The organism is Mesorhizobium sp. AR10 (genome assembly GCF_024746795.1).
In the GTDB taxonomy this organism is placed as follows: Bacteria; Pseudomonadota; Alphaproteobacteria; order Rhizobiales; family Rhizobiaceae; genus Mesorhizobium.
In genome coordinates, this window is sequence record NZ_CP080524.1 from 1,917,468 (window position 1) to 1,934,201 (window position 16,734).

The window sequence follows — 16,734 nt, forward strand, 5'->3', positions numbered from 1 at the left end:
GCGGATTCACTTTTCCGAATTCATCACATAGAGCGCGCGCGAGCGTTCGAGGTGCTTGATCATCGCCTTTTCGGCGCCCTCCGCATCCTTCTTCTCGATGCGGCCGATGATCTCTTCGTGCTCGGTGAGCGTGAACTGTTCCTTGCCGGTCCAGATCAGCATTTCGGTGTGGTATTCCTTCAGCCAGCCCAGCATCGCTTCGCTGACGGCAACATAGATCGGGTTGCCAGATATCGCGGCGATCTGGGTATGAAACTTCATGTCGGCGGATATGAAGGCTTCGGAGTCGCCGCGAAAGCTGCGCTGTTCGGCAACGGTGGCGCGCAGCCGCTGCACGTCCTCTGCAGTGGCCTTTTCGGCGGCTTCCCTGACCATGCCGCGCTCGAAGAAGATGCGCGCTGTCTTGAGGTGCTCCAGCGTGTCCTTCGACGAAGACAGGATGATCTTGGCCGCACCGTCGACCTGCCTGATGATCGACTTGGCGGTCAGCTGCAGCACCTTGGCGCGCTCGCCATGCGAGATGGCGACGAGGCCCATATTGCTCAGCGCCTGCATCGCCTCGCGGATCGCCGGCCTGCCGACCTCAAAGCGCTCCATCAGCTCGCGCTCCGACGGCATGTCGTCGCCCGGCAACAATTCGCCGCTGGTGATCAGCCGCTTCAACCGCAAAAAGACTTCGTCGGAAAGCTTGCGCCGGACGATCGGCTCCGAACGGTTCATCGTCGCGAATCACTCCCTTGACCGGCCTCTATCTAGCACTGCCGCCGCGATTTCCGGAATGCCTGTCCGCTGGTCGGGCCACCACCCGCGAGCAGGATATTGCTTGCAATACTTATGTACTCATTATACCAGATTTCGAGGATCAGGGAACTATTTTCGAACCTCCTTTCGACCTGAGATTGCAGATCATGATCACCCTTACCTACCGCATCGAAACGTCGGGGGGCATCGATGCGCTGGCGGCCAAGATCGCCAGCGACCAGTCGACCGGAACCTTCGTTGCGCTACCGGGCGAGACCGAGGAACTCAAGGCCAGGGTGGCTGCACGCGTTCTGGCGATACGTCACCTGCCCGAAGCCCTTCAGCCCTCCATTCCCGAGGCCGGTGATGGGCCGTTCAAGCGTGCGGATGTAGATATCGCCTTTCCGTTCGACGCCATCGGCACCGACCTTTCGGCGCTGATGACCATCGCCATTGGCGGCGTCTATTCGATCAAGGGCCTGTCCGGCATCCGCATCGTCGACATGAAGCTGCCGGAGGACTATCGGGGCGCGCATCCAGGTCCGCAGTTCGGCGTCGCCGGCAGCCGCAGGCTGACTGGCGTCGCGGATCGGCCGATCATCGGCACGATCGTCAAGCCGGCGCTGGGGCTGCGGCCGCACGAGACGGCCGCAATGGTGGCAGAACTGATCGCGGCCGGCGTCGATTTCATCAAGGACGACGAGAAGCTGATGAGCCCGGCCTATTCGCCCTTGGCGGAGCGGGTGAAGGCGATCATGCCGCTCATCCTCGACCATGAGCAGAAGACCGGCAAAAAGGTGATGTATGCCTTCGGCATTTCGCATGCCGACCCGGACGAGATGATGCGCAACCACGATCTGGTGGCGAAGGCCGGCGGCAATTGCGCGGTGGTCAACATCAATTCCATCGGCTTTGGTGGCATGGCCTTTTTGAGGAAGCGCTCCAGCCTGGTGATCCACGCCCATCGCAATGGCTGGGATATCCTCACACGACATCCCGGCCTCGGCATGGATTTCAAGGTCTGGCAGCAGTTCTGGCGGCTGCTCGGTGTCGACCAGTTTCAGATCAACGGCATCGCCTCGAAATACTGGGAGCCGGACGAGTCGTTCGTCGAGTCCTTCAAGGCGGTGACGACGCCGATCTTTGCGCCTGATGATTGCGCGCTGCCGGTTGCGGGTTCCGGCCAGTGGGGCGGACAGGCGCCCGAGACATACGAGCGAACCGGCCGGACGGTCGATCTTCTCTATCTCTGCGGCGGCGGCATCGTCAGCCATCCGGACGGTCCGGGCGCCGGTGTGCGCGCCGTGCAACAGGCGTGGCAAGCGGCGGTCGACGGCACACCGCTGGCGGACTTCGCCCACAATCATGCAGAATTGGCGCGCTCGATCGAAAAATTCGGCGACGGCAAGGCGGCCTGAAGCGATGCAAAACCTGCTGCTCAGCTATTATGGCGACGACCTCACCGGCTCGACCGACGTCATGGAGGCGCTCGAGCTCGGCGGCGTGCCGACCGTGCTGTTCATGCGCCAGCCGGACAAGGCCTTGCTTGCGCAGTTCAGCCATTGCCAGGCCATCGGGCTGGCTGGTACCAGCCGAAGCGAGACGCCGCAGTGGATGGACACGAATCTCAAGAGCGCCTTCGCCTGGCTAAAGACGCTCAACGCCGAAATCTGCCACTACAAAGTCTGCTCGACCTTCGATTCCAGCCCGACAATCGGCAGCATCGGCCGGGCGATCGAGATCGGCCGCTCTGTCTTCAGTCAGGACAGCGTGCCACTGCTGGTCGGCGCGCCGCAGCTCAAGCGCTACACTGCCTTCGGGCATCTGTTCGCGGCCTATCGTGAAAAGTATTTTCGCATCGACCGCCATCCGGTGATGAGTCGCCACCCGACCACGCCGATGGATGAATCCGACCTGCTGATCCACCTGTCGCGGCAGACGGAGCTTACGTCGGGGCTGGTTGACCTCGCGACCCTGCAATCTGCGTCACGATCTGAAGCGTTCGATCGCCTGATCGCCGACGGCACCGGCATCGTGCTTGTCGATGTCGACAGTCCGGAAAGCCAGGCCCTTGCCGGCAAGGAGCTATGGCGCGTCCGCAAGCCCGGCGGCTCCTTCGTCGTCGGCTCGTCCGGGATCGAATATGCGCTGCTCGCCGAATGGGCGTCGAACGAGACCGTCAGCGTCCAGTCCAACTTTTCGCCGCCCGGCGCCGCCGATCGGATGGCAGTGGTCTCGGGCAGTTGCTCGCCGACAACGGAACGACAGATCCAGCATGCGCTGACCGATGGCTTCGACGGGATCGAGGTGGATCCTGTCGAACTGGTCTCGGAAGCGTCGGCCGACGCAATCGCGCGCGCAGTTTCCGCCGGCCTTGCCAGCCTTGAAGCTGGGCGCAGCGTCATCCTCTACACCGCCCTCGGTCCTGCAGCGGACCGCGGCGCGGAAATCGACCGCCAGGAAGGCTCGCGCCACAAACTTGGCCGCGGCCTCGGCAAGTTGCTTCGCGCGCTGACGATCGAACAGGCGTTGAAGCGCGTGGTCATCGCCGGTGGCGACACGTCGAGCCATGCGCTTGGTCAGATCGGCGTCGATGCGCTGACGGTGAGGATGCCGCTGCCGGCGTCGCCAGGCTCGCCGCTTTGCGTTGCTCACTCGCGCATCAAGGCGATCGATGGGTTGGAGGTCGCGCTCAAGGGCGGGCAGGTCGGAACCGACCGTTATTTCTCAGCCATCCGCGACGGCGTCAGTGGTTGATCGACGGCGGGCGAAATCCGCGGTTGACTATGCATTCAACGCGTGAAGATTGCGCGATGTCGCTCCGCCTCAAACATGCTTGCGGCCGCCGGCCTCGCGGAACCAGCTGTCGGGATAGGGGTACCACCAGCCCTGGATCTCGGGCTTGTGGTCGATGATCACCATCTTCGAGCGGCGGAAGGCATCCAGCCCCTGGCGGCCGAGCTCGCGGCCGAGGCCCGACGCCTTCCAGCCGCCGAAGGGCAGCGCGTCGTTGTCGATCAGCGGATTGTTGACCCAGACCATGCCGGCCTCGAGCCGCTCTGCAGCCTCGTGCGCTTCGGCGAGATCGGTGGTGAAGACCGAGGCGCCGAGCCCGAACGGACTGTCATTGGCCAGTCTGATCGCCTCGTCGAAATTTTTCACCCGGCAGATCGCGGCGACCGGTCCAAAGCATTCCTCGCGTACGATCGCCATATCAGGTGTGACGCCGGTCAGGATCGTCGGCTCGTAGAACCAGCCGACATTGTGCGCCGGAGGAATGCGCCCGCCGGTGACCGCTTTGGCGCCGCTGCGCACCGCATCGTCGACCAGCCGCATGACTTTGGCTCGCGCTGCCTCGCTGACCAGCGGTCCGATCTCGGTCTTGTCCAGCCCGTTGCCGATGCGCAGCGCGCGCGTCTTCTCGGCGAACAGTTCGACGAAGCGATCATGGACGGCATCGACCACGAAAAAGCGTTCGGCCGAGGTGCAGACCTGACCGGTGAGGTGGAATGCGGCGGTGACGCTGCCGGCGGCGGCCACCTCCAGCGGCGCGTGTTCGCTGATGATCAGGGGATCGCTGCCGCCGGCCTCGATGACGCAAGGCTTCATGCGTTCGGCGCAAGCGACGGCGACGCCCTTGCCGGCCGCGACCGAGCCGGTGAAGGCGACCGCGTGGGTGCGGTCCGACGCGATCAGCGCCTGTGCCGTGGCAGCCCCGCCGGGCAGGCAGGAGACCAGGCCCTCAGGCAGCGAGCGGAACACCGCCATGTAGTCGAGCGTCGATAGCGTCGTCGCTTCGGCCGGCTTAATGATGCAGGCGTTGCCGGCGGCAAGCGAGGCGGCGACGGTCCAGCACATAAGCAGGATCGGAAAGTTGTAAGGCATGATGTGCACGGACACGCCATAGGGTTCGTAGCGCGCATATTGGAACGAACCGGCCTGCGTCGTGCCGGCAATCTTGCCGGCATCGTCGCGCGCCATTTCGGCATAGTAGCGGAAGATCGGCGCGCAATTGGCGATCTCGCCGATGGCTTCCGGATAGGGCTTGCCCATCTCGCGCACCATCAGCTCGGCACAGCGGGTGAAGTCGGCGGCCTCGATGGCATTGGCGACGGCATGCAGATGCTTGGCGCGGCTCTTGGCGTCGAGCTTTTTCCACGCGGCCTGCGCTTGCGTAGCAGCGGTGAGCACGGCGTCGATCTCACCATCGGTAGCGGCAGCGATGGCGCCGACCGTTTCCAGCGTCGCGGGATCGATCACTGGTTTTTCCGCGCCGGTCATCGGCCGGTAGTCCGGATTGACGAAGAAGGCCGGCTGGTCAGCGGGGAAATCCATGGTCGTCCTTTCAGGCCCGCTCAGCGGATCATGTAGACCTTTTTGATCGTCTCATGGACGGTGCAGACGCCCTTCCAGTCCTGCGGAAAGAACGCTGCCGTGTCCGGCTCGATCTCGATCACTTCGCCGGATTCGTGGACATAGGTGCAGCGGCCCGCGAGGAAGTGGCAGAACTCGTCGCGGGTGACGTGGCAGTGCCATTTGCCAGGGGTGCAGACCCAAAGCCCACATTCGGAGCGGCCCTCCGGCCCCTTGTGCAGCAGCTTGCCCGAGGTGCGGGATTCGCCCTCGATCATTGTCGGGATGACACCCCAGTCGACAAGGTCGGTGATGACGAGCGGGGATTTCATTATCGGCGTTCTCATATCGATATTCCCTGGAACTGTGTTGGCATGATCACCGGCACATGAAGACCTTGGTCAGCGTTTCGGTGATGATGGAGGTGCCGGCCCAGCCGGCGGGGAAGAACACCATCGTCCCGGCCTCAACCGAAATCTTCTCGCCATTGTCGTGGATGTAGCTGCCACGTCCCGACAGGAAATGGCAGAATTCATCGACCGCGAAGATGATGTGGCGCGTGCCTGATGTGCACGACCAGAGGCCGCATTCGCTCGATCCGTCCGGGTTCTGGAACAGGACCTTGCCAGAGGCGCGCGGCGAGCCGGCGATCGGCGACGCGCTCGCGCCCCAGTCTTCCAGCTCTACGGACGCGGCGTTCGGCCAGTGCGGTGTCGGCATGTTGTGGCTCCGATGCTGCTGGCCTAGGCCAGCATGTAGATGTTGCGGATGGTCTCGTGGACGGTGCATTCGCCGGCCCAGCCGGCCGGGAACATGATCACCGTTCCGGCGGAGACTTCTATCACCTCACCGACATCCGACCTGTAGGTCGCGCGACCGGCGACGAAATGGCACAATTCGTCACGCGGGATGCTAAGGCGCCATCGGCCGGGCGTGCAGACCCAGATGCCGGATTCCGGCTGGTTGTTCGGCCCCTTGTGCACCAGCCTGCCAGTCGAGTGCGAAGCGCCTTCCAGCGCATCCGGCTGGGCGCCCCAGTCGACGAGGTCGGTGCGAGAGGAAGCCTGATAGAGATGCGGCGCGGAGGAGGTCACAGCAAAGTCTCCAGGAGACCCGCCGCTTTCTCCGGGCCATTCTGCGATTGCATCTGCGCCGACGTTTTCGCCAGCTTGGCCTTCATCTTCGGGTCGGTCAGGCAAGCCTCCAGCTTGGCGACCAGCTCGGCGTCGGTCCAGTCGTAGCGCGGCATGCCGAAGCCATGGCCGGTTTCCTCGACCCGGGTGGCGTTGTCGTGGCCATCCCAGACATAGGGCATGATGATCGCCGGCTTGCCGAAGTAGAGGCACTCGGTGAACGAGTTGTTGCCGCCATGGTGGATCACCGCATCGACCTGCGGAATGACCGAGGGCTGCGGAAACCAGCTGTCGACGATGACGTTGCCGGGCACGTCGGTGTACTGGTCCTTATAGCCGCCGACATTGATCAGCGCCCGGTAGCGCGTCTTGCCGAGCGTCGCGATGATACGCTTCAGCAGGTCGACATCGCCGGCGCCGAGGCTGCCGAAGGAAACATAGAGCAGCGGTCCGTCATTGTTTTTCGCAAAGGTCGGCACCGTATACGGCTTTTCCTGCCGCACGCAGCCTTCGAGATACTGGAACTTTGCCGGATCCAGTGGATGACGGCGCTTGAATTTCGCCGCCTCGGGGTAGAGCAGCAGGTTGAGATAGGGCGAAGCTTCGAAGAACTGGCCGATCGGATAAGGCGTCTCATTGTTGGCGGTGAGGAACGCATTGAAGTCGTCGTGGATCGGCTTGATGACCGCGTTGAAATGGTCGCGATAGCGCTGGTGTCCGGCATGGTCGTTCTCGCCGCAGCCGGACAGATGCGGCGGGATGTCCTCGTCCTCGATCTCGTTCTCCGAGCAGGAGATGACGCGCACCCACGGCTTGCCATACTGCTTGATCGCCGGGAACAGGATGACATTGTCGACGCAGATCACGTCCGGCTTGATGGCATCGAGAACGCGCGGCAGATCCTTCTGCGCCCATTTGGCGCTGTCGACGATCGCCGTCCAGCAATCCTTCACATAGTTGTCGACTTGATCGTAAGGTGATTTGCGGAAGTTCGGGATGTGGCCGTTGATGAAGTCCTCCCAGAACTTGGCCATCTGCTCCGGCGGCATCGGCTCGGACAGGTTCACCGGATGAGCCTCGAAGCCGTAGCCCTTGTAGACGTCGACGAAGCCGGGATCCGACAGGAACACCGCTCTGTGGCCGCGCGCCTCGACCGCCTGGGCGATGCCGACGGAATTGAGCGCCGGGCCAAAGGCCGCTTCTGGAAAAAACGCGATCGTCTTCTGCGCCATCAAGCTTCTCCTTCAATCAATCTGCGAAAATTCTGACGTCGGCAGCGTCCCAGCCGAGTTCGATCGCATCGCCTGTCGCGACCGGCCGGCGGTCGGCGGCGTCGGCGGTGACACGCACCAGGAACGGCTTTTGTGACAGAGCGGTGCGGACGTGCAGCTGCAGGTCAAGCCCGTGATAGGCAAGCGCCTCGACGGTGCCGGCTACACGGTTGGCTGTCTGCGCCGACGGGAACAACCGGATGCGTTCCGGTCGCACCGAAGCCACGGCCGCAGCGTCGGGCGAAAGCGTCGCGGGAACCGTGCCGGCGATCCGAGCACCGTTCGCAGCGAGTACGCCATCCGCGGTGGCCTTGCCCGGTACGAAGTTCATCACGCCGATGAAGTCGGCGACGAAGCGGTCGGCGGGGTGCTCATAGATCGCGTGCGGCGTGTCGCATTGCAGCAGCTTGCCATCCCTCAGCACCGCCATGCGGTCGGCCATGACCAGCGATTCCTCCTGGTCGTGAGTCACGATGACGAAGGTGATGCCGACCTCGTGCTGCAGGCGCTTCAGCTCCAGCTGCATGGCGCCGCGCAGTTTCTTGTCGAGCGCGCCGAGCGGCTCGTCGAGCAACAACAGCCGCGGCCGCTTGACCAGTGCCCGCGCAAGCGCCACGCGTTGCTTCTGTCCACCCGACAATTGCTCCGGCTTGCGGTCGGCGAAAGGCACAAGCTCGGTCGTCGCCAGGATGGCGTCGACGCGCGTGCGGATTTCTGACGCCTGCAAACGCTCCATTTCGAGGCCGTAGGACACATTCGCCCTGACGCTCATATGCGGAAACAGCGCATAGGACTGGAACATCAGATTGACCGGCCGCTTGTTGGGCGGGATTTTCGCGATGTCGCGGCCGTCGAGCAGGATGCGCCCGTCATTCGGTGTCTCGAAGCCGGCCAGCATGCGAAGCAGCGTGGTCTTGCCGCAGCCGGAAGGTCCGAGCAAGGCGAAGAACTCGTTCTCACGGATGTCGAGCGAGATGCCATCGACGGCGGTCACCCGGCCGAAATTCTTCGACACCTTGTCGATCGCCAGCAATGTGCGGGGCTCACTCATTGGCCGATCACCCCACGGTTGAGCCGCTGCGACAGGGTCAGCGCGGTGATGCTGACCGCCATGACGATGGTCGCCAATGCGTTGATCTCCGGCGTGATGCCGAAGCGGATCATAGCGTAGATCTGCATGGGCAGCGTGGTCGAGGCGCGCCCGGCCCCGGCGGTGAAGAAGGCGATGATGAACTCGTCGACCGAAAGGGTGAAGGCAAGCAGCGCACCGGCAACGACCGCCGGCAGGATGACCGGCAAGGTCACCCGCCGGAAGGTCGTGATGGCGGAGGCGCCGAGATCGGCGGAGGCTTCGACGATGGACCAGTCGAAGCTCTTCAGCCGGGCGCGCACCACCGAGCAGACGAAGGCGAGGTTGAAGACCACATGGGCGAGAATGATGGTGTGCAGGCCCATGGTGAAATCGAGCATCGAGAAGAAAGAGAGCAGCGCGATCGCCAGCACGATGTCGGGAATGATCATCGGCGCGAAGATCAGCGCCTCGAGCCCCTTGCCATATTGCCGGCGCATCTCGATGCCGATCGCCAGCAGCGTGCCAAGCAGCGTGGCGATGGCCGTCGAGACGAGCGCCACGATCAGCGTGTTGAGGGCGGCGGACAGGATGGCAGCGTTGCCGGCGAGCGAGGCATACCATTTCAGCGAAAAGCCCGACCACGCCGTCGGCAACCCGCCTTCGTTGAAGGACAGCGCGACCAACACCGCGATCGGGATGTAGAGGAAAGCGAAGACCAGGCTCAGCACGATCCAGAGCGTGCGCCGCGTGGCAGGGGAGCGCTCAGCCATCGGTGTCTCCGCTGGCTTGCGCGGTGTGGCCCGAGGCGCGATTGGCGGCCAGCGCCTGCGCCATCAGCACCAGCAGCATGATGGCGATCAGCGCCATGGCGAGTGCAGCGCCGAAGGGCCAGTCATTGGCGGTCAGGAACTGGTCGTAGACGAGGTTGCCGATCATCTGGAAGCGGCCGCCGCCGAGCAGCGCGGGCGTGACGAAATTGCCGATCGACAGCACGAAGACAAAGACGGCGCCGGCGGCGATGCCGGGCACCGTCAACGGCAGGATGACCCGGCGAAACGTGGTCATGGCCGAGGCGCCGAGGTCTCGCGATGCTTCGGCGAGTTCGGGATTGAGCCGTGACAGCGGCGCGTAGCAGGCGAGGATGACGAAGGGCAGGTAATTGTAGACCAGGCCGGCGATGACGGCGCCTTCGGTGTAGAGCATCGACGGCGGCTCGCCGGTGTAGCCAAACCAGCGCAACAGCTGGGTGATGAGGCCCTCGCGGTTGAGCAGCACGATCCAGGCGTAGGTGCGGATCAGGTAGTTGGACCAGAAAGGCAGCACAGCAAAGAACAGGAACACCGGCTGCAGCCGGCGCGGGGCGGCTGATATGGCATAGGCCGCGGCGTAACCGATCACCACCGCGATCAGGGTGGCCGTGCCGGCGATGCGCGCCGAATTGAGGAAGATGCCAGCATAGAGCGGGTCGAAGACCAGCCCGAAATTCTCCAGCGTGAAGGTGTATTCGATGCCGCCATAGATGCCGCGGCGGAAGAAGGCGAGCGCCAGCACCAGCGCGCATGGCACCACCATCAGGGCGGTCAGCCAAGCCAGCGCCGGCGCCATCAGCAAAGAGGAGCGGGAGGGAGTGGGAAGCGTCACGCAGCACCCCCCTCTGGCCTGCCGGCTTGCCTGGCCCGAGCCACGGGTCTCGGCCCGTCCTTCGGACCCCCCTCAAGGGGGGAGATCAGGAGCTCCAGCGTATCGCTCATCCTCAAGCGTTGAGGATTGGCGAAGGCCATGCCACAGCCAATCTCCCCCCTTGAGGGGGAAATGGCCGGCAGGCCAGAGAGGGGCGCGAAGGAACGCAAGCTTGATCCCAGTAACTCAAATGACGGGTAGTTACTGCGCGGCCTTGATCTCGCTGACGATCTTCGAATAGTCGCGCTGGGCGTCGCCGACGTCACGCAGCTGCTCGAATTTGACGAGGTCGGCCACCGGCATGGCCATGTTGGGGAACTTGGCTAGGAAATCAGCCGGCAGGCTTTCCATCGCCGGCTTGTTCGGCACCTTGTAGTCGATGTTCTGCGCCGCCCAGGCGTGGTTCTTGGCGTCGAGCATAAAGTTGATGAACTGGAAGGCGGCATCCTTGTTGGCGGAGGCCTTCATCACCACCATCGTGTCGACCCACAGGTCCGAACCTTCCCGAGGAATGACATATTTGATCTCGGGCTTCTCGGCGATGCCGTAATTGCACCAGCCGTCCCATGCCTGGACCATCAGCGCCTCGCCCGAGACCAGCTTCGAATAGAAAGTGGTGTCGTCATAGGCGAGCAAGGTCTTCTTGGCCGAGATCAGCAGATCCTTGACTTCAGCCATCTTGGCCGGATCGGTCTCGTTGACCGAATAGCCCTTGGCGAGTTGTCCGGCGGCCAGCAGCCAGCGGTCGGTCGCCAGCATGGTGGTCTTGCCCTTGAGGTCGTCGGACGGGGCCAGGAGATCGTTCCAGCTCGCCGGCTCGGCCTTCACCAGATCCGAGCGGTAGCAGAGGCCGGTGGTGCCCCAGGTATAGGGCACGGAAAACGCATTGCCGGCATCGTGCGGCAACTTGGTCGCTTCCGGGTAAAGATTGGCGAGATTGGGGACCTTGGCGTGGTCGATCGGCTCGGTCAGGCCGAGCTTGTTCAGCACTTCGGCGAAGGGCGAGGAGACGAAGACCACGTCATAGCCCTTGCCGCCGGCGGCGATGAGCTTGCCCATGATCTCTTCGTTGGTCGCATGAACAACGACTTCTCCGGCAACACCGGTTGCGGTCTTGAAGGCAGCCATGGCATCGGGCGCCATGTAGCCATCCCAGTTGGAAATGACGAGGTCGGCGGCAGATGCAGGCGCCGACAGCGCCAAAGCCAAGCCGACTGCGATTGAAGATATCTTCAGCGAACGGTGCCGCAGATAGGTGGCGGTCATGACAGACTCCCATTCTGGTTGATCGTCGAAATTCATTCGTCGGACCAGCGCTTGCGACCCATGCCGCTGCTTCGATCCTGTTCCCCGGTCTTTTTGTTGCCGATTGAGCTAACAGTACTATTGCAGAAAAAAGTACGTCAATCCATAATTTGACGCATGACCGAGGAATCTGACCGATTGCGTCCGCAAAGGCGATCGGCCAAACCATGTCGGTCCAGTCCGTTCACGAGAATTGTCATGCAAGCCGTAGCCAGACGACCTCGCACCAACCATCTCGATCTCGCGCAACGCATTCTGGACATGGCCCGGCAACGCGGTTTCGAAACCGGCGCTCACCTTCCCGAACAGCAGATCGCGTCGTTCTGCAATGTCTCGCGAACACCGGTTCGGGCCGCTCTACGGCTGCTCACCGAGCAGGGCGTCGTGCGCTGGGAAGCTGAGACCGGCTATCGCCTGGCCATTGATCCGGCCAACCAGGCAACCGTTGCCGCCGACCTGCCTGTTACCGAGGAGGACGAACTCGCCGACATGATTCTGCGCGACCGGTCGGCGCGCCGGCTGGACCAGACGGTAACCGTCGGCGCGCTGATGCGGCGGTACAACGCCGAACGCAAGACGGTACTAAAAGCGCTCAAGAAACTGACAGATGAAAATCTGCTGGACCGCGCGCCAGGACAGTCCTGGCTTTTCCGCCGGGCACCGGACGATCCGGACGCGCAAGGGGAAAGCTACGAGTTCCGCCTGTTGCTGGAGCCCGCGGCCATTGTGGCGCCCGGCTTCCGGCTGGATGGCGCGCGGGCGGCGGCGCTTCGCCAGGGCATGGAAGCGCTATCGGCGCTGCCCGAGGCTGCGTTCGATATCAGGGAGTTCCAGCGGCTGGACATCGAATTTCACGGCATGATCGCCGATGGCGCCGCCAACCGGTTCGTCACCGATGCGCTGTCCGATCACCTCAGGCTGCGCCGGCTGCCGGGAACTTATGCCGGCGTCAACGTCTTCCGGCTCAAGCAGTCGCTGCGCGAGCACGTAACCATACTCGACCATCTGGAAGGCCGGCAGTATGAGGTTGCAGCCGATCTGCTTCGCGTGCATCTGCGACTGTCCCGCAGCCAGCGACCGCAGGCGGCCAGTCGCGGGGCCCCCGCATTGTTCGGCATGATCAGCCGGCCGGATTGACGAGGACCTTGGTGACGCGCAAAGCCAGCCCGACCATCGCGCTGTTTCCCGAAGCGAGCTTTGGCGCCGCGCTCAATTGCGTCGGCATCGCGCAGACCCTGCGCGCGCGTGGCGCCCGGCCAGTGTTCATCTGCCATGCCGGTTTTTCCGGCGTCTTTGCCGATTACGGTTTCCAGGAATACCAGCTGCCGACCGATGATCCGCTGAGCGACAGTGAACGCCAGAGCTATTGGCAGGCCTTCGTGCGCCGACATCTGCCGCATTTCAGGCTGAGCCCGATTGATCAGCTCGAGACCTACGTCGCGCCGACCTGGGAAGCGATCGTCGACACCGCCGTCAATGCCGAAGCGCCGCTGCGCCAATTGCTGGCCCGGCTGAAGCCGGACGCCGTCGTGCTCGACAATGTCATCATGTTTCCGGCGCTGGCTGCCGCTGGCTGTCCGTGGGTGCGTGTCGTCTCCTGTGCCGAGACCGAGTTGCCCGATGCGGAAGTGCCGCCGTATCTTTCCGGCCTGGCTGCCGAGGATCCAAGCCGCACGACATTCGAGACGCGCTATCTGGCCGCCGCCGCTCCGGCGCACGACCGATTCAACCGGTTTCGCACAGATGCCGGTCTGGCGCCCTTGCCGAAAGGCTTGTTCCTGGAGGCTTCGCCCGACCTCAACCTGCTGCTGACGCCGACCATCGTGCGCCGGCAGCGCGCCGAGCCGCTCGATCCGGACCGCTTCGTGTATCTTGAGGGCTGCGTGCGTTCGGAAGGGCCGTTCGACGTTCCGGTCTTTCCGCGCAATGGCGGCCCGCTTGTCTATGCCAGCTTCGGCAGCTTAGGGGCCATGGATGTCGGCCTGATCAAGCGCATGCTTGCCGTGTTCGACCGGCTGCCCGCGCGTTTCATCGTCAATGTTGGCGGCCTGCGCGACGCCTATCGCGCGGTTCCCGACAATGTCTATCTCGACGCCTGGTTTCCGCAGCCATCGGTGGTGGCGAAGTCCGACTTGTTCATCCACCATGGCGGCAACAACAGCTTTTGCGAAGCGCTGCGCTTTGGCGTGCCGTCGCTGATCATGCCGTATTGCTGGGACGGGCACGACAATGCGCAACGCGCCGAGGAAACCGGCGTCGGCGATCATATCGGCCGGGATGCCTGGACCGAAGGAGGATTGGAGAGAGCCATTCTCGGCCTGCTGGCCGACGACGCCATGCGCGCCCGCCTCAGGGACAATGCAGCCCAGATGGCGCTGAAACCCGGAACGGATGCGGCCGCCGAAGCGATCCTCTCTCTGATCGGACATGAACGAAATGCCTGAAAACCACACAACGACCATGCCGCCCGTGAGCGGCGCCAACGATCCAAAAAGCTGGCTGATCGCGCATGCGATCAGCGAAGTCGAATGCCTGGTGCCCGACTTGAATGGCGTCTTGCGCGGCAAAGCCTTGCCGGTGGCCAAGTTCCTCAAGGCGCTGGAGGATCGCGCGCTTTATCTGCCAAGCAGCGCCTTCCTGGTCAGCATAGACGGCCGCTATTCCGGCTCGATCGATGAGGGTTTCGCCTACCAGGACCCCGACATGCGCATGGTGCCGGATGTTTCGACGCTCTGCCTTGCGCCCGGTGCCGGCGTGGGGAAGGCCTATGTGTTTGCCGACGCTTTCCACATGGATGACCGTCCGTGGATGGCCTCGCCGCGCCATGTCTTGAGGGCTGTTCTCGATCTTTATCGCCAGCGCGGCTGGCGGGCGGTGGTGGCGCCGGAGCTCGAATTCTACCTGACCGCGCCCAATCCCGATCCCGACCGTCCCTTGACCGCACCAGTCGGTAGCAATGGCCGCGCCGAGACGGTCCAGCACCCCTACGACATGGCGGCGCTGGAAGAGTTCGAGCCAGTGATCCGGCGCATCTATGATTACGCGGCGGCGGCTGGATTGCCGCTCGACACGCTGATCCATGAATCCGGCACCGCGCAACTGGAGATCAATTTCCTGCACGGCGATGCGCTGCCGCTGGCCGACAAGGTGCTGCTGTTCAAAAGGATGACACGCCAGGCCGCGCAGCAGTCCAGCATGCATGCGACCTTCATGGCCAAGCCAATCGCCGCCCAAGCCGGCAGCTCGATGCATTTGCACATGTCGGTCATCGACGAAGCTGGCAATACATTGTTTGCTGGCAGCGACGATGCCGACACGACAATGTTCGGCCATTTCATCGGCGGCCTGCAGAAATACGTTCCCGAGATCATGCCGCTGTTTGCCCCGAACGTGAATTCGTTCCGCCGCATCCGGCCGAACCACAGCGCGCCGGCGAATGTCGAATGGTCGCATGACAACCGCTCCTGCGGCCTGCGCGTGCCGGCCGGTGGCCGCGCCGCGCGGCGAATTGAGAACCGGCTGCCCGGTGCCGATGCCAATCCATATCTGGCGATCGCCGGCTCGCTGCTGGCAGGCTATCTCGGCGTCGAGCAGAAAATCGCGCGTTCGGCCGAGGCGTCGGGCAATGCCTACAAGATCAAGAGCACGCTGCCGAAAACCATGGAGGAAGCACTCGACCGCTTCACTGCTTGCGGCCCGGTGCGAGCGCTGCTCGGCGAGGATTTCTTCCAGTCCTATCTGCGCGTCAAGAGCGTGGAACTCGACCTGTTCCAGAGCGTCGTGACGAGCTGGGAACGCGACCATCTGCTGCTCAAGGTGTAATGATGGGATTCAATTCCGGCCTGGATATCGGCAAATCCTATTATGTCGCGACAGCAAATCCGTCGCCTGACTACCCCGCCCTGCAGAGGGACATCGATGCCGACCTTGTGGTCGTCGGTGGCGGCTGCACCGGCCTGTCGGCGGCGCTTCATGCCGCCGAGCGCGGGCTGAAAGTGGTTCTGCTCGAAGGCGGCAAGATCGGATGGGGGGCGTCCGGGCGCAATGGCGGCCAGATGATCCCCGGTTTGCGCAAGGGCGCCAAGGGACTGGTCAAACTCTACGGACCCGAGCGGGCAAAGGCGCTGTTCGATCTCGCCTTCGAGGCGCGCGGGCTGGTGCTCGACCTGATCGAGCGCCACGCCATCGATTGCGACCTCAGGTTGACCGGTCACCTTGTCGGGGCGGTGAACGGCTCCGACCTACGCGACCTCGAAGACGAGGCGGAGTGCCTCGTTACCGTGATGAACTTTTCCCATGTCGAGTTGCTGACTGCCGCTGAGGCACGCAGCAGGGTGGACACGCCCTATCATGGGGCGATGTATGAGCAGCTCGGCGGCCACATGCATCCGTTGAACTACACGCTCGGTCTTGCCGGCGCCGCAGTTGCGGCAGGTGTCATCATCCATGAAAACTCCGTCGCGCTGCGGCTGGAGCGGGAACCTGCCATTCGGGTCTTTACCGACAAGGGTTCGGTTCGGGCAAAGCATGTCGTGCTCGCCGGCGACGCGCTGCTCAACGGGCTGGAGCCGCGCGTCAACAGCCGCATCATGCCGGTCGGCAACTACATCGTCGCCACCGAGCCGCTGGAGGGCAAACGCAATGTCATCCCGGCCAATGTCGCGGTGTCCGACACCCGCTTCGTCGTCAACTACTACCGGCTGTCGGCAGACGGCCGCCTGCTGTTCGGTGGCGGCGAACGCTACACGCCGTCACCGCCAGCCGACATTGCCGGCTTCGTGCGGCCGCATATGGAAAAGACTTTTCCGCAATTGCGCGGCTGCCGCATCGATCATGCCTGGGGTGGGCTGGTCTCGGTGACGACCTCGCGGCTGCCGCATGTCGGGCACTATGGCGAGGTCTATTTCGCGCATGGCTATTCCGGCAAGGGCGTGATCCTGTCGACGCTGTCGGGCAAGCTGCTGGCCGAGGCGATCACCGGTGACGCGTCGCGGCTCGATCTGTTTTCGACGCTGAGCCCGATGCCCTTTCCCGGCGGCACGGCGCTGCGCGGTCCACTCTATGTGCTGGGCATGCTCTGGTACGCGATGCGCGACCGCATCAAGCACTGATGACGCCCGGATGGGCAACGAACTGTCTGGTCGTGCTATCGGTTTGCCCTAGATGCCAGATCTCGCTC

Annotated in this window: 16 protein-coding genes; 6 read left to right on the forward strand and 10 right to left on the reverse strand. The window is 63.5% G+C overall.

Features of this window, described 5'->3' with window-relative positions; all coding sequences use genetic code 11:
* Positions 1 to 6 precede the first annotated feature (6 nt).
* Entirely contained in the window at positions 7 to 720 is a 714-nt protein-coding gene (locus tag LHFGNBLO_RS12780) for a transcriptional regulator NanR (RefSeq protein ID WP_258607767.1), read from the reverse strand.
* A 188-nt stretch (positions 721 to 908) separates the two neighbouring features.
* On the opposite strand from LHFGNBLO_RS12780, the gene oiaX reads away from it, so the two are divergent.
* Positions 909 to 2,159: a 3-oxo-isoapionate-4-phosphate decarboxylase OiaX gene (oiaX, locus tag LHFGNBLO_RS12785; RefSeq protein WP_258607769.1), complete on the forward strand. Its 1,251-nt coding sequence runs from the start codon at positions 909 to 911 to the stop codon at positions 2,157 to 2,159.
* Positions 2,160 to 2,163: 4 nt separating this feature from the next.
* Complete coding sequence (locus LHFGNBLO_RS12790) at positions 2,164 to 3,498, forward strand: four-carbon acid sugar kinase family protein (protein WP_258607771.1); 1,335 nt, start codon at positions 2,164 to 2,166, stop codon at positions 3,496 to 3,498.
* Between the two features lie 69 nt (positions 3,499 to 3,567).
* Here the strand turns inward: LHFGNBLO_RS12790 and LHFGNBLO_RS12795 are convergent, their stop codons facing one another.
* From LHFGNBLO_RS12795 to LHFGNBLO_RS12835, 9 genes are all read right to left on the reverse strand, one after another.
* Positions 3,568 to 5,076, reverse strand: a complete 1,509-nt coding sequence (locus tag LHFGNBLO_RS12795; RefSeq protein ID WP_258607773.1) for an aldehyde dehydrogenase family protein — start codon at positions 5,074 to 5,076, stop codon at positions 3,568 to 3,570.
* Positions 5,077 to 5,096: 20 nt separating this feature from the next.
* Positions 5,097 to 5,441, reverse strand: coding sequence for a cupin domain-containing protein (locus tag LHFGNBLO_RS12800; RefSeq protein WP_258607775.1), 345 nt, complete (start codon positions 5,439 to 5,441; stop codon positions 5,097 to 5,099).
* Between the two features lie 31 nt (positions 5,442 to 5,472).
* Positions 5,473 to 5,814 (reverse strand): cupin domain-containing protein, encoded by a 342-nt coding sequence (locus LHFGNBLO_RS12805; RefSeq protein ID WP_258607777.1) that lies wholly within the window; start codon positions 5,812 to 5,814, stop codon positions 5,473 to 5,475.
* A 23-nt stretch (positions 5,815 to 5,837) separates the two neighbouring features.
* The gene (locus tag LHFGNBLO_RS12810) at positions 5,838 to 6,188 is read right to left on the reverse strand and encodes a cupin domain-containing protein (RefSeq protein ID WP_258607779.1); all 351 of its coding nucleotides are present in this window, start codon (positions 6,186 to 6,188) and stop codon (positions 5,838 to 5,840) included.
* Positions 6,185 to 7,459, reverse strand: coding sequence for a glycosyltransferase (locus LHFGNBLO_RS12815; protein WP_258607781.1), 1,275 nt, complete (start codon positions 7,457 to 7,459; stop codon positions 6,185 to 6,187). The genes LHFGNBLO_RS12810 and LHFGNBLO_RS12815 overlap by 4 nt, the downstream gene beginning before the upstream one ends.
* A 16-nt stretch (positions 7,460 to 7,475) precedes the next feature.
* Positions 7,476 to 8,549, reverse strand: a complete 1,074-nt coding sequence (locus tag LHFGNBLO_RS12820) for an ABC transporter ATP-binding protein (RefSeq protein WP_258607783.1) — start codon at positions 8,547 to 8,549, stop codon at positions 7,476 to 7,478.
* The gene (locus LHFGNBLO_RS12825) at positions 8,546 to 9,340 is read right to left on the reverse strand and encodes an ABC transporter permease (protein ID WP_258607785.1); all 795 of its coding nucleotides are present in this window, start codon (positions 9,338 to 9,340) and stop codon (positions 8,546 to 8,548) included. Before LHFGNBLO_RS12825 ends, LHFGNBLO_RS12820 begins: the two co-directional genes overlap by 4 nt.
* Positions 9,333 to 10,175 carry an ABC transporter permease gene (locus LHFGNBLO_RS12830; protein WP_258609698.1) on the reverse strand — a complete coding sequence of 281 codons (843 nt, stop codon included), beginning with the start codon at positions 10,173 to 10,175 and terminating at the stop codon, positions 9,333 to 9,335. The genes LHFGNBLO_RS12825 and LHFGNBLO_RS12830 overlap by 8 nt, the downstream gene beginning before the upstream one ends.
* A 276-nt stretch (positions 10,176 to 10,451) precedes the next feature.
* Complete coding sequence (locus tag LHFGNBLO_RS12835; RefSeq protein ID WP_258607787.1) at positions 10,452 to 11,516, reverse strand: spermidine/putrescine ABC transporter substrate-binding protein; 1,065 nt, start codon at positions 11,514 to 11,516, stop codon at positions 10,452 to 10,454.
* A 237-nt stretch (positions 11,517 to 11,753) separates the two neighbouring features.
* Between LHFGNBLO_RS12835 and LHFGNBLO_RS12840 the strand changes: the two genes are divergently transcribed.
* Genes LHFGNBLO_RS12840 through LHFGNBLO_RS12855 form a run of 4 tightly spaced genes read left to right on the forward strand, consistent with a single transcriptional unit; the run spans position 11,754 to position 16,666 of the window.
* Positions 11,754 to 12,692, forward strand: a complete 939-nt coding sequence (locus LHFGNBLO_RS12840) for a GntR family transcriptional regulator (protein ID WP_258607789.1) — start codon at positions 11,754 to 11,756, stop codon at positions 12,690 to 12,692.
* 11 nt (positions 12,693 to 12,703) lie between these two features.
* Positions 12,704 to 13,999 (forward strand): glycosyltransferase, encoded by a 1,296-nt coding sequence (locus LHFGNBLO_RS12845; protein WP_258607791.1) that lies wholly within the window; start codon positions 12,704 to 12,706, stop codon positions 13,997 to 13,999.
* Positions 13,992 to 15,377: a glutamine synthetase family protein gene (locus tag LHFGNBLO_RS12850; RefSeq protein ID WP_258607794.1), complete on the forward strand. Its 1,386-nt coding sequence runs from the start codon at positions 13,992 to 13,994 to the stop codon at positions 15,375 to 15,377. The genes LHFGNBLO_RS12845 and LHFGNBLO_RS12850 overlap by 8 nt, the downstream gene beginning before the upstream one ends.
* On the forward strand, positions 15,377 to 16,666 hold the full coding sequence (locus LHFGNBLO_RS12855; protein ID WP_258607796.1) for an NAD(P)/FAD-dependent oxidoreductase: 1,290 nt from the start codon (positions 15,377 to 15,379) through the stop codon (positions 16,664 to 16,666). The genes LHFGNBLO_RS12850 and LHFGNBLO_RS12855 overlap by 1 nt, the downstream gene beginning before the upstream one ends.
* The last annotated feature ends 68 nt before the right edge of the window (positions 16,667 to 16,734 follow it).

Coding starts and splice junctions, on each gene's coding strand:
- LHFGNBLO_RS12780 (WP_258607767.1), bottom strand. CDS start 720: ATGAACCGTTCGGAGCCGATCGTCCGGCGCAAGCTTTCCGACGAAGTC.
- oiaX (WP_258607769.1), top strand. CDS start 909: ATGATCACCCTTACCTACCGCATCGAAACGTCGGGGGGCATCGATGCG.
- LHFGNBLO_RS12790 (WP_258607771.1), top strand. CDS start 2,164: ATGCAAAACCTGCTGCTCAGCTATTATGGCGACGACCTCACCGGCTCG.
- LHFGNBLO_RS12795 (WP_258607773.1), bottom strand. CDS start 5,076: ATGGATTTCCCCGCTGACCAGCCGGCCTTCTTCGTCAATCCGGACTAC.
- LHFGNBLO_RS12800 (WP_258607775.1), bottom strand. CDS start 5,441: ATGAGAACGCCGATAATGAAATCCCCGCTCGTCATCACCGACCTTGTC.
- LHFGNBLO_RS12805 (WP_258607777.1), bottom strand. CDS start 5,814: ATGCCGACACCGCACTGGCCGAACGCCGCGTCCGTAGAGCTGGAAGAC.
- LHFGNBLO_RS12815 (WP_258607781.1), bottom strand. CDS start 7,459: ATGGCGCAGAAGACGATCGCGTTTTTTCCAGAAGCGGCCTTTGGCCCG.
- LHFGNBLO_RS12820 (WP_258607783.1), bottom strand. CDS start 8,549: ATGAGTGAGCCCCGCACATTGCTGGCGATCGACAAGGTGTCGAAGAAT.
- LHFGNBLO_RS12825 (WP_258607785.1), bottom strand. CDS start 9,340: ATGGCTGAGCGCTCCCCTGCCACGCGGCGCACGCTCTGGATCGTGCTG.
- LHFGNBLO_RS12830 (WP_258609698.1), bottom strand. CDS start 10,175: ATGGCGCCGGCGCTGGCTTGGCTGACCGCCCTGATGGTGGTGCCATGC.
- LHFGNBLO_RS12835 (WP_258607787.1), bottom strand. CDS start 11,516: ATGACCGCCACCTATCTGCGGCACCGTTCGCTGAAGATATCTTCAATC.
- LHFGNBLO_RS12840 (WP_258607789.1), top strand. CDS start 11,754: ATGCAAGCCGTAGCCAGACGACCTCGCACCAACCATCTCGATCTCGCG.
- LHFGNBLO_RS12850 (WP_258607794.1), top strand. CDS start 13,992: ATGCCTGAAAACCACACAACGACCATGCCGCCCGTGAGCGGCGCCAAC.
- LHFGNBLO_RS12855 (WP_258607796.1), top strand. CDS start 15,377: ATGATGGGATTCAATTCCGGCCTGGATATCGGCAAATCCTATTATGTC.